Genomic DNA, 12841 nt, shown 5'->3' with positions numbered 1-12841 from the left:
GATTCACACTTTAAGGGATGTTCCTCTTCCCGACAACCAAACTTTCTTGCAGCCCCTCGTAATCGGGGAATTATCCTTTGTTGCACGGTATTCATTCCTTGCGCAGACAGCAGAAACCGCCTACAGCGGCTGTTTTGCGGTTCGTAACAGGCTTGTAAGCGGCATTACCGGCTATTGGTCTTTCTGTATCATCTCTCGGTATTGACCTGGGGATACGCCTTCGACTTTCTTGAAAATACGGTTGAAGTACGTATTCTGGTAGCCGACTTGATCGGCAATCTCATTGATCTTCATCGTCGTCGTACGCAGCAGTTCTTTGGCCTGCGTGATGCGAAGATTGGTCAAATAATCGATGAAATTAATGCCCGACACTTGCTTGATAGCCCGGCTAAGCGTATACGGGGAAGTGTTGAAATGCTCGGCACAAGACTCCAGGGACAGATTCGTTCGGTAATTCTCCTGAATGTAGAGCATCACCTTCTCAATGAACTGCTTCATCTGGAGATCCTGCCTGCCCGCATGCTCGCGGACATAAGTGCCGACCACGCGCGTTTCCAACCACCGGAGCATCTCATGAGGCTCATTAAGCGCGTTCAACTCCTGGAACAGGTTCGCGCCTTCGAACATCGGGATCGGATTAATACCCGACTGCAGCATCGTATGCTGAATGCTTCCCAGCAATTGATTGATCCCCTGCTGAATGACAAGCTTCTTCAAGCCGGCGGACGTCAGCTCGTCCATGAATTGCCGCGCCAGCTTGAGCGCTTCCTCTTCAGAGCCGATCCGAATGGCGTGAATCAATTCTTTCTCCAGCATAAAATTATAAGGAAACGCCAGCTGGCTGGAGGTTTGGTGGAACTGCACCACATCGATGAGCTCGTTGCTGTTGTGCAGGTCCCAGTAATTCAGCAATTGTCTCGTTTCATCGAATAAATACGGCACATGGCTGATCTGGGTCGTCGTATTGCCCATCACGACGACGGCTTGCAATTTCAAAATTTTCTGGATGATCTGCAGCATCTCATCCCCGAATTCCCGCATCCACGCTTTGCTGCGCTCCGCCTCCCACTCCTGCGGCATGGTCAAGAACAACCCCAGCGAGCAATCGTGGAAGTTCAGAACATCGCACCGAATGCCCATATTCTCTCCCAATTCCGCGGCGATATTCCCTACGGCGAAGGCAACCAGCTCCTCGTCGCCCTTGGCGAACCTCGCGCCTTTCTCCCAGTTCAAGCCGCGCATCTGTACAACCATAGCCCCGATCTGCTTGTTCTCCATATCAAGGCCAAGCTGTTTGGAGCGCTCCTGAACTTCGACCTCGGTAAGCTCGAACAAATATCCCTGAACCAGCTGCATCAGGAAGCCTTCCCGCAATAGAGGAAGCTGAAGATCCAGCCTGCTCCGGAGCTTCTCGCCTTCCTTCGTCAGGGAGTCCCATTTCATCTCGATCCACTCGAATTCGTTGCGGTTCCCGTCCCGGCCATGGCCTCCGCTCAGCTTGCCGAACAATCGCTCCAAGGGGGAATAGATGCGCCGCGAACCCATCCACGACAGGAGAAGCGCCAGCAGCAGGCCGCCGAGGCTGACGAAAATAATAACTTTGGAGATTAACAAAACCGGCGACGTAATACTTGATAGCGGTGCTGCCGAGAGGAACACCCACGTCGTTCCCAGCCGGGTGAATTGGCTGATGGAGACGGAATAGACCGATTTCTCATAGGAGAACAGGAAGGAATCCTCTTTGGAGCCGCGGCTCTGATATTCGTTCTCCAATGCGGCGTCGAGGTCTGTCCACTGGCCGCCTGACGAGATTTTCCACTGGTTGTCTCCGCTTAACAGCAGGGTCGAACCTTCACCCAGAGGATTAAGCGTTTTCAGCTGTTCCTCCAGACGGTTTTTGTTCAGTGATGCAATCAGCAGCCCATAAGGCTCCGTCGGTCCGCCGGGAAGCTTGTTGACCAGAGCCAGCGTCGTCCCGTTCGTATTCTTCGGTGTGCCCGGAATCCCCGCAGCATCCATCCAATAAATCGATTTGTCCCGTTTCATTAAGGCCTGATATTGATCAAGCGCTTCCTGATTCGTCTGGTAGTCGTAGCCTTCCTTATTCATAACGACCGGACGGGGACTTCCCATGTAGAGAGAAGCCCTCTCGATTAACGGACTGGAGCCTTCGATGATCAACAAGGTCCGGTACAGCTCGTGAACTTGCTCGTAATCGGCCGCGAAGCTCAAATTTTTGAGCTTGGCTCCCAGATTCGGCTCGAACGCCCAGTGCGAGAAGGTCATCTCCAGGTTGGCGAATTGCGCTTCGATATTTTTCTCCTGTTGAATAATCTTATTGTGATGCAGGCGCTGCAGCTCGCCCTCGATTTTATTCGTCACGGTCCAATATGTAACAAGCCCCATCCCGATGCCGGGAATGGCGGCAATTAACATGATCAAGACCAAACTATTCCGGTAAAAGCTTCCTCTTCGGTTCGGCAAAGCATGTCCACCTTCCATGCAGATCTCTGATGATATTCATCCATTATAACGCAATAAAAACATGATTTCGATGGAAATTTCCATCGAAACCATGCTCTCTCTGCAAGCCTAGCCCTTGACCGACCCTACCATCGAGCCTTTGGCAAAATGCTTTTGAAGGAACGGATATACAAACAGGATTGGAATTGTCGCGACGACAACCGCCGCCATCTTGAGCGTTTCCGCCGGAGGTGCAGCAACGAAAGCATCCTGCCCGAGGTCGCTGTTTTGCGCATTTTGCAGCATATTTTGGAGCAGCACTTGAATCGGCCATTTATCCGCCTCGTTCAAATACAACAGTGCCGAGAAGTAGGCGTTCCAGTAGCCAACCGCGTAGAACAAGCCGAACGCCGCCAAGGATGGTAACGACAGCGGCAAAATGATGCGGAAGAACGTCGTGATATCGTTGCATCCGTCAATCGCCGCCGATTCTTCCAGCTCCGCCGGGATGCCGGCGAAGAAGCTGCGCATCAGAATGACGTTCCAGCCGCTCGCCAAGGCGGGCAAAATGAGCGACCAGGTGTTGTTGATCAAATTCATGTCGCGAACGAGCAAATAGTTCGGAATGATGCCCGGGCTGAACAAAATCGTCAGCAGAATGAGCAGCGAAAACATTTTTCTTCCAGGCAGCCGTTTCCGCGAAATCGCATAAGCGAGTGCCGCCGTAACCATCAGGCTTAGCGCAGTGCCGACGATTGCCAGGTAGGCGCTGTTGCCGAGGGAACGCACGAAGGCTTTGGTGCCGAGCAAGTATTTATAGGAATCCAGCGACCAGTTCTCAGGGAAGATAATGAACTTCTTCTGCAGGAACTCCGTCGGATCCGTGAACGATACAACGAAAACGTAGTAGATCGGGAAAAATGTAATCAGGGCAACCAAGGCCATGATCGTGATGTTGACTGCGTCAAAGATGCGGTCATTTGTACTTTTTTTCATATGAGAGCCTCCTTAGTAGACGCCATCTTCGCCCATTTTCTTAGCCAGTTTGTTGGAGAGAACCACCAGGATCAAGCCTACGACCGATTTGAACAAGCCCGCAGCCGTACTGTAGCTGAACTGCCCTTGCTTAATCCCGACCGTGTAGACGTACGTATCGAATACTTCTGCAACTTGGGAAACCGCACCGTTGTACATCAGGAAGATCTGCTCGAAGCCGACATCCATCATTTGACCGAGGCGCAAAATGAGCAAGACGACGATTACGCTTCGGATCGCCGGCAGCGTAATGTGCCAGATCTGACGCAGTCTGCCTGCGCCGTCCATGCGTGCAGCTTCGTATAGGCCGGGATCGATACTGGCGATCGCAGCCAGGAAGAGAATCGTTCCCCAGCCGGCTTCTTTCCAAATCGACTGCACGACGATCATGAGCCAGAACGCATTCGGATTCGTCAAGACGTCGATTTTCTCCCCGCCGAACGACTCGATCACTTTGTTGACGAGCCCGTCCCCTTTGGAGAACAGGAGGAAGGTTAAGCCCGCGATAATGACCCACGACAGAAAGTGCGGCATATAAATGATCGTTTGCACGAATTTCTTGTAGATTTCTTTGCGCAGCTCATTCAAGAACACCGCGATAAGAATCGGAAGCGGGAAATACAGAATCAAGTTCAATAAATTGATCCCCATCGTATTGCGGAAAATGATCAAGAAATCCGGATTGGAGAAAAAGCGCTCGAAATGGGCGAACCCCACCCATGGACTGTGCCACATCCCTTTGAACGGGGAATAGTTCTGAAACGCAATCACGATGCCGAACATCGGAACGTATTTGAAAATCAGGAAAAAGAGCAGCCCCGGCAAAGCCAATAAATATAAATACCGGTTTTTGAAAATTTCTTTGGCCAGGCCGCTTTTCTTGCGCTTGCCGGCCTCTCGGGCCGAAATCCCCGGAGAATGGGAGATCGTTGGCTTCACTGTGTTGTGCATTTACGGTATTCTCCTCTCGCTGTGTATGTCATCTATGCGGTGTTCCCGGTAATCGAAATATTTGCCTTCCAACAGGCCGATCAGTGTGCCGGTCACCCGCACTTCGATCCGGTTGACGCCTTGCTGCAAGCCGGGCGTATCGCCTTCCCACGTGTAAGGGGACCACGGCCTTACGCCTAATGACTTGCCGTTCACCAACACTTCCACCACATCGTGAACGTTCCAGCCGTCGAAGGCCAGCTCGTAGCGCTCCCCTGCCGGCAGAGCTTCCAGCACCCATTCGCGGCTGAAAGCAAGTGTTCCGGCCAGATAAGGATATCCCGGGTAGTAGCTGTCCGTAGAAAGGCTGGCTGCTGCGCCCGGCGCCTCCGTGACGACCGGGCTCTTCGATTCTTCATCGAGCTGTACGCCGAACGTTCCGTATAAGTAGAGCGCATCGACGACGCCTTGCCAATCTTCATTTATCTCAACATGAACCGTAAGCTCGTTCCAGCCTTGAACCAGGCTCTCCTTCAGATCGCATAAGCGGTTCGCATGATCATAAACGATTCGCTGCTTGAAATCCGTCTCGGTGTAGACGTTATCGTTAATTGCAAGCTTCCAATCGCCCAGAATGGCGGATTGATCCATCAGCAGCTCGCACTGCTCCGGTATGCGCTCCACGTAGAATCTGGCGGTATACCGGCATGGAATCGGGTACGCCAGCTTCATCTTCTTCGGCGTGCCGAAGATTTGCGCGAACGATACGGGAAGCTTGAAGCTATCCGCCAAATCGGCGCATTGATCGATGAAGGTTTTCGCCTGCACCCACTCGCCCGCGCCTTCCTGACTTCCGATCGACAGCTGGAAGTTCTCGAAGCGTACCGCATTCGGCGTCAGCGCTTGCTGCTCCCACGGGCCTTCCGCACTCACCGCAAGGCGCTCCATCGCATCAATCGGCTCTGCCGCCGGAATTGCCGCTGCTTCCTGCCTGCGCAGACGAATCATACGCGAGCCATATGGTGCAAAGCTCATCGTAAGCGTACTGCGTTCATCGCTTGTTACTACCGGTACAGGGCTGCTGCCGCCTGTTTCCAATTCAAGCAGCTCGGCAGCTGCGTAAGTCGCAGGTCCGGCATCAGGCCAGATCTCCGATAGATCCGCTGTGATCCGGGTTTCCCACGCTTCGCCTTCCTGGTTGCTCGCGAAGACGATATACTCCGACTCGGATATATATCTGCCCTGCAGCAGGAAAGAGCGGTTGGGCCGGCTGCATTCGAGCGTAACGGCTCTGGCCAGTACGCGATCCAGCAGCGCATCCAGCTTACCGAGCGCTTCCTGCGGCGAAGCTGCGCCTTGGCGCGGGATGAAATAGGCTTCCTGCTCACCCTTGCACACATCCTGGCTGGGCAGCCCTTGTCCATGCCAGTAGCCGTTATCCGGCGCTTGCGGCAGCCCGAACGCCTTCATCGCTTCTTCCGGCACGGTATTGCCGGCTTCGATGCGCTGGCTCGGCAGCAAACCGAAGGAGATCACGGTGCCTCCGGCGGCAAGAAAACGCTGTGCCGCTTCCCAAGCCTTCTGCTCCAGGTTCGCCATCGGCGGCAGCAGCAGAACCGCATATTGCGCATCGCCGATCACGAGCTTGCCGTCCCGAATCTCCGCTTCAGCCAGCAGTTCGGGATCGAGATGATCGTAATCGCGGCGCGTCTGCAGCAGATTGACGCTCAGGGAACGCCAATCGTCCTTCAGCTGCTCCAGCTTCGCTTTCTCGACCGCGTCATCGCCGCCGTAGTCAAAATGGTGCAGCGGGTTCCCCATGTGCGTCCAGAACGTTGTCGTCGGATCCAGCATGGCGATGCGAATATCCGCGGTGCCCTGCGCCATTATATAGCTGATGCGGCCGGCATAGTCCCCGAGCTTGCGGAAGTGCGGCCAATACGGGTTCTGATAAAATTGGGATGGCGGCGCATCATGCTGCGTCAAACCGTCCACCGTATAGAAAAACGCATGGAACGTGAAGAAATTCGTCCCCAGAGCCGCCATGCGATCGATCATCCATTTGGCATCCTGCATATTCATCGACCAGCCGACGCTGTGGAAGCATTCGTCCACGTTCCGTTGGCGGCGAAGCTGGCGGGCGATCGAGCTCGTCATTTTGGGATTGTCGCGGAAGCTGCACGCATACCGCCGCAAGATCCACTCCAGCGAGCGTCCAAGCTTCTCGTGCGCGCTATCCCCGCCCGGTACATGACTGAACCGCTGGGTCGTCATGCGAATCGACGGCACCTCCGCCAAATACTGCAGCCCGCGCTCATCGCACCAATCGTAAACTTGCTTATGATAGGACTGCGTTAGCAGCTCATGCAGCGCTTGATAGTAGTCATAGCGGATCCGTGCAGCATCCCGGTAATCCGCGTGGGACAGCGCCGCGATGTTTGCCGTAATCGAATAGCCGTTGCGCTCTTGGAAGTAAGCCTCCAGCCTCGGCGTCCAAGGCATCAAGCCGAGCAGTCCGATTTCGTCCGTGAACATCCCTTTGACCGTCTTGCCGAATTCATCTCCGATGTATCGGGCGTAACGGTCATGCGTCAAATGGATGAAAGTCTGCATCGCTTCCTTATGACACGGGTCCACGAAAGTCCCGTAGTATTTGAAATCTTCAATCTCCTTCTCCTGGTACACGAGAATATCCCACTCATACGCACTGTCCGGCGCTTGCCAATCAAGCTGGAATACAGTCCGGTATGTGAAAAAGCGCTTCTGGTTATAAGTCGTCAGCCCCGTCTTCTGAAACACGGGGTCCGCTTGCAGGTTGCCGATCGCGTCCTTCAGATCGACGAGCTGATCCCACAGCCGAACGCCGCCTTCCGTGACCGGCACCGCTTTGGCATAGATCACCTTCGCCCAAGGGTACTCCTGCCGCACCTTGGCTCCGCCCCTGACTCGGAGCGTCTTCGTCACCAGCGTCTGGTGCTTGGCGTCCGGATGAAGCAGCGTCACTTCGCCGCCCGCTATGCCGCTCGGATACGGATACTCGTCGTAGAGGTACACGTGCATGCCCCGCTTCTTCGCAGCTTCGATCGCAAAACGCACCTTATCGAACCAGGCTTCCGACAAGTACGGAATCTGCAGCCCTTGACGGGGACAAATGAAGAAGCCGCCTACGCCTTGCACGTGCATCTCTTCGATCTGTCTCTCAATCTCATCATCGTTCATATCGCCGTTCCAAAACCAAAACGGCTGAACTCTATACTCCGCACCCGGATCCATAAACCGTTCCATGTTATTGTAAAACCTCCCCATACTCGCAACTTTGTATCCCAACTTTATGCGCGTGCCCGCTTCCCGGCAAGAATCATTTCTTGCAGCTGGCCAAATGGCCCGATTACACTTTTTTGCGGGCTTAGATTTCGTTGCAAATCATTGCAAATTGTTGCACAGGCTAGGGATATCGGGCTTTGCCGGGTATGCGGGCGGAACAGACAAAAACACATACACATGGCTCATGAGCTAACATACACATACGGCTCATGAGCCGATGGGATAGTGGTATGAGCGGGGCATTCATGCGGGGGGCAGGCGAACACACAAACACAAAAGTCAGAACGCACACTCCTCATGAGTCAACGGGATAGTGGCCTGAACAGGACTTGCATGCGAGGGGCTGCTGGACACACATACAACAAACACAGACGCATACGGCTCATGAGCGGATGGGATAGTTGCATGAGCAGAGCATTCATGCGAGGGGTGAGCGGATTCGGCTCATGAGCCGACGGGATAGTGGCCTAAGCAGGGCATTCATGCGGGGGGCGAGCGGATTCGGCTCATGAGCCGACGGGATTGTGGCCTGAGCAGGGCATCCGTGCGGGGGCGAGCGGGTTCGGCTCATGAGCCGACGGGATAGTGGCCTGAGCAGGGCCATCCGTGCGGGGGCGAGCTGGTTCGGCTCATGAGCCGATGGGATAGTGGCCTGAGCAGGGCCATCCGTGCGGGGGCGAGCGGGTTCGGCTCATGAGCCGACGGGATAGTGGCCTGAGCAGGGCCATCCGCAGAGGTAGAGGGGCGAGGGTCGGAAGAGCTAACGGACACCACGACCGTTATTTGTGAACTTTGGCCTGATGTCTAGTTCTAACGGACAGGGGAGACGCTATTTGTCCATTTTCTGACTAATTCTGCCCTATTCCAGGGGAATAGAGGCTCTGGTGTCCGTTAGAGCCTGGGGAGAGCCACAAATCGCCAAATAACGGCTGCTGTGTCCGTTAGCGCAGGAGAAACAGTCTCCGACAAAAAAAAGAACCGGAATCGCTTCCGGTTCTTCATTCTTGTTACAGCTCAACTCGCGCACATACAGGGTAATGGTCGGACGGATATCGGCCGCCACCATATAAGCTTCGGTCGACATGCGCCGAGACGATGCCCGCTTGCGCGGAGATGAAAATATAATCAATCGGCTCCCCCGCCTCACCGCCTCTAAAATTATGGAACGTCAGGCCGGGAGGTTCATCCATGACGGCGTACACACTGCGCATGCCCGCCTGGTGCAGAATGCGAACGGCTTCACTCCCCGGTCCGCAGTTAAAGTCGCCGCACAGCACTGCGGGAAGTTCCGCCGATCCGTCACTGACGATATCCTCCATCCGCTGAACGATCAGCTTGGCCCCTTCTCTTCTGGCTTCCTCGCTGATATGATCCAAATGCGTATTGAAGACGAGCCACGAGCGACCGTCTTTATGCCGCAGCCGCGCCCATGTGCATATGCGCGGGCAGGCGGTTTGCCAGCTCATGTATCCGAGCACTTCAGGACGTTCGGATAAACCGAACGTCCCGCTCTCCATGAGCTCGAAGTCTTCGCGGAGGTAGAAGACGGCGCAATACTCGCCATCTTCCCCGCCGCTGCGACCTTCGCCCAGCCATGCGTACTCGGGGAGCCGCTCCTGCAAATCCCTCAGCATAGCATGCTTGCCTTCTTGCGTACAAATGATAGCCGCCCGGGACGCACGCACGGCCTCGGCCGCCGCCTCTATGCGGTGCGGCCAGGCGTTCTCGCCATCCTGCTCAACATGAACACGGAGGTTAAACGTCATAACGGTTAACTCCAAATTCCTTCCTCCTCGCCGATTATAAATACGCAGCCAACCTTGTCAGAGTTTGCGCTTGTTCGGCCGTCAATTTCTTGCCGCTTAGCGCGCTCATCTCGACGTTGAAAGCGTGGATCATAGCTTCCTTTATATTCTTCTTCCCGCGCTGGTCCGCTTCCTGCGCCAGCATCAATTGCTTGCAGAGGCCTTCTGCATCCGAGCCCAGGAATTGACGTATCAGTTCACACATGCCATCATACGTGACATCAATTCGGAATGTATAAACCGCTGTCGTCGTGTTCCCTGCCCGGTCGGTAGCCGTAGCTGCGATTTCATGATTGCCGGGCTCCAGCGTATAAGCCGGCACTCCCATGAGTTGCTCGGAGCATGGGTTATTCGTTAAACCGGATACGGTATCGGAAGCTGCGCAGCCGATATAGACCGCTTGCTGAACGGTATAGGCAGGCTGCCCGGTGAATTGAACGAGAGGTGCCGTCTTATCGATCCGCACGTCGAAGGACCGACTTGGTTCCGCCAAGCCTGAGAAGTTGGCTGCACCATAGGTCACCGTGGTGACGCCTTCCGCCGTAATCGCTAACTGTGCCGTATTGCCCTGGACCGTCGTCTTGTCGATGACCTGCGAGCCGGCGGCGGAATAGGTGATGTTATAGGCGCCGGTCGATTGGATCGTTATCCCCGCATCCCGGTTGATCCATCCATATTCATTCGGCTGCGGATTCATGCTGATGGTAGAAACAGGAACGGCGGTATCCTTCACGCTCACAGCGAAGTCATCATAGAAAGCGGACGCCATGTTGTATCGGCTCGTCACGGCGATCAGGCTGGCGCTGACGGCATTCGCCGGCGCTTTGCCTTGAAGCGCAACCTTCTGCCACTGCGCTAACCTGGATTCGTCGAGATGAATCTCGAGCGTCGAGATCGTTGCGTTGTTTTGGTCAAAGAAGCGGAACATAAAGCCCGGTTGGCCGGATTCAATATAGATGTTCACGCTCGCTTTGTATTCGTCGCCTGCTTTCACCGGAAACTTGGCGCTCTGCAGTGCGACGGACGCGGTTCTTAAGTTATCCGTGATTTTCAAGCTTTTCGTCCCGGAGAAATGCTTGCTATCGCTAATTTCGTAGCGGTAATCGGCACCCGTTGCGAAAAGCGAGGACCATCCGGGGATGGTGCTCCCGTTCAGCGGCTCCTCAAACCCTGCGTTGCGAACGGAGACGGGAAGTCCCGGCGGCGGCTCCACAATGTCGCCGTCTACCTGCATCCGGTACAAAATGGTATTCGTTGCCTGATCCGTGAAGTACAAGTTGCCGTCCATGCCCAAATCGAATCTGGACGTGTCCGCAAGCGTACGGAATTCAAGCGTTTCCGGATCGATAACGGTCAGCTTATTATTGAAGAGAACATAGAGCAAGCCGTCGTCGGACCAGCGGAGCGGATGATGGGCCCATTGGCTGAAATTGAGGCTTGGATATATTTTTTTGCTTTTCACGACGTTGTACGTCACTGGATCAATCGCAAAAATATATTCATAGGATGCGCCCCAAATAAGGCCGTCCGGTCCTGCAGCGAGGTCGCCGATGAAGATCGGCTTCGTTAAGCCGGGAACGCGGAGCGGAAACTCGGCGATTTTGCGATCGGAGGCGACATCCCAAACGAAAATCTTAGCCTCCTCCGCCGTAGGCTCAGAGCCTAAGCCGCCGCGAATGGTCGTCGAGCCGAAAATTTTGCCATTCAGGTAGGCCGTGCTGAGCACGCTTTGATTTTCCACAACATGGCGGTGAACGTCGGTTTCTCCGGTTGCCGGGTCATAAACCGTGAGCGATCCGCCCAGCGTTCCGTAACCCGAAATCGTGGAAACGAACAATTTGCCTTCCGCCCCCGTTATATTCACAAGCCGTTCCTGATCGTTGCCCAGTACTGCCAGGCGTTTCGGATTCGTTTCGCCCGGTTCGGCGCTCAAATCGTACTCGTACAGCCCGCCTTCCGGATACACGCCCATGTATACTTTATTGCCCACTGCATAGACGCTGTCCGCCTGGCCGATGCTGAAGGGCTTCGCCGTGTTAGTCGTCAAATCGACGAGCGACGAACGCGCTTGCGAGCCGGTTGTGATCAGCTGTGTCGGAGAAACCGCCGCCACCCGATTCACTACGCCCGGGAGACCGGGGATGACCGGAGGCTTCAGAATCACTTGCTTCGTTGCGATATTCATGAACGTCACGCCGCCGTCGTACCGCACGGTGACGAGCGTTTTGCCCGGCAGCTCAGGGTTGTTCGGGAATTCCGCCCAATCCGCGCCGCGCAAGCCGGATGCATATTCCATCCCCGTCAACGCCACTTCGCGGGTAGCCAGATCGAATGTTTTGAGCTTTTTATCGGACATATAATAAATCTTGCCATCCACCGAGTCCGTCGCGTGCAGCCCGGTCACATTCTCCAGCTCCACATCCAGCCAAGAGCCGCTCTGCGTATCGTAAATATACGCCTCTCCGGGAATACCGCTGCCGTCTGTGTATCGTGCAAACAAATAACGGTCGTCGATCGTATCCAGATCGTAAACGGTATCGTTCTTCACCGGAAGGGCAGCGGCGATGTCCGTTTTCTCTCCGGTCGCCAGGTTGACCCGGACGATTTGCTTATGCGCGGTTCCGGCATACACGTTACCGCCCTGGTAAGCGATCGAGCGCACGTACTCCTGATCGGTTGCGCCGATCACTCTGCCGTAATCTTTCGTCAGCTTCGTAACAGGGTCATACTGATACACCTTGCCCCCGGGATAAGTTCCCACGTACACGCGGCCTTGCTCATCCGTCGTAATGCTGTTCGGCACGGATTGTCCGTCGAACTGGGCAACTTGAACGGGCGTATGTGTGACGGGCGAATAGCTCCACAGCCTGGCTCCGCCGCCATCTGCGGCAAGAAACAGCGTGCCGTCCGGTGCGACTGTGTGTGCCCAGGAGCTCTCCGACGGAGCAAGCGGAATGCTTCTCAGCAGTTTATAGTCCTCCAGATCGATAACGTTGAGGTGGCCGGGCTTTCCTTTGCTCGTAGCATAAAGCACATACCGGCCCTCCTCCTTGCCGACCGTACCGTTAAACACTGCTACCGTATAATTGTTCGGGATGAGCAGCTCCTCCGGGCTCCCGTACGTTTTCTGCGACAAGCGGCTGCCTTCCGCCGCAGATAACGTCCCCGTTCCCCACCCTGCCATTGCGACAAGCCAGCACATCATAAGGATAAAAACACGAAACTTTGCGATTATCATGACATGGCCTCCTTCAAGTTTCAGTTAGATTTACGTCTTGAAATGA

At 54.9% G+C, this 12841-nt stretch carries 6 protein-coding genes; all 6 read right to left on the bottom strand.

The annotated features are described in order from the left end of the window. Positions 1-171: 171 nt before the first annotated feature. Positions 172-2484 carry a helix-turn-helix transcriptional regulator gene (locus J2X61_RS12145; RefSeq protein ID WP_310188025.1) on the bottom strand — a complete coding sequence of 771 codons (2313 nt, stop codon included), beginning with the start codon at positions 2482-2484 and terminating at the stop codon, positions 172-174. 108 nt (positions 2485-2592) lie between these two features. Next, positions 2593-3459: a carbohydrate ABC transporter permease gene (locus J2X61_RS12140; protein WP_274469840.1), complete on the bottom strand. Its 867-nt coding sequence runs from the start codon at positions 3457-3459 to the stop codon at positions 2593-2595. Between the two features lie 12 nt (positions 3460-3471). Then, a complete protein-coding gene (locus J2X61_RS12135; RefSeq protein ID WP_379240350.1) occupies positions 3472-4437 on the bottom strand; it encodes an ABC transporter permease in 966 nt (321 codons plus the stop codon). A gap of 12 nt (positions 4438-4449) precedes the next feature. Further along, complete coding sequence (locus J2X61_RS12130; protein WP_310188022.1) at positions 4450-7713, bottom strand: glycosyl hydrolase; 3264 nt, start codon at positions 7711-7713, stop codon at positions 4450-4452. A 1046-nt stretch (positions 7714-8759) separates the two neighbouring features. Next, entirely contained in the window at positions 8760-9533 is a 774-nt protein-coding gene (locus tag J2X61_RS12125) for an endonuclease/exonuclease/phosphatase family protein (RefSeq protein WP_310188020.1), read from the bottom strand. Positions 9534-9552: 19 nt separating this feature from the next. Beyond that, positions 9553-12795, bottom strand: coding sequence for an NHL repeat-containing protein (locus J2X61_RS12120; RefSeq protein ID WP_310188018.1), 3243 nt, complete (start codon positions 12793-12795; stop codon positions 9553-9555). Positions 12796-12841: the final 46 nt, after the last annotated feature.

Source organism: Bacillus sp. 3255 (genome assembly GCF_031456485.1).
GTDB lineage: Bacteria > Bacillota > Bacilli > Paenibacillales > NBRC-103111 > Paenibacillus_E.
The sequence above is the reverse complement of the archived record's forward strand: the minus strand, read 5'-3'. Positions and strand labels throughout refer to the sequence as shown.

What these genes read in the sequence shown, in the direction of transcription:
- J2X61_RS12140 (WP_274469840.1), bottom strand. Translation starts at nt 3,459, where the DNA reads ATGAAAAAAAGTACAAATGACCGCATCTTTGACGCAGTCAACATCACG.
- J2X61_RS12130 (WP_310188022.1), bottom strand. Translation starts at nt 7,713, where the DNA reads ATGGAACGGTTTATGGATCCGGGTGCGGAGTATAGAGTTCAGCCGTTT.
- J2X61_RS12120 (WP_310188018.1), bottom strand. Translation starts at nt 12,795, where the DNA reads ATGATAATCGCAAAGTTTCGTGTTTTTATCCTTATGATGTGCTGGCTT.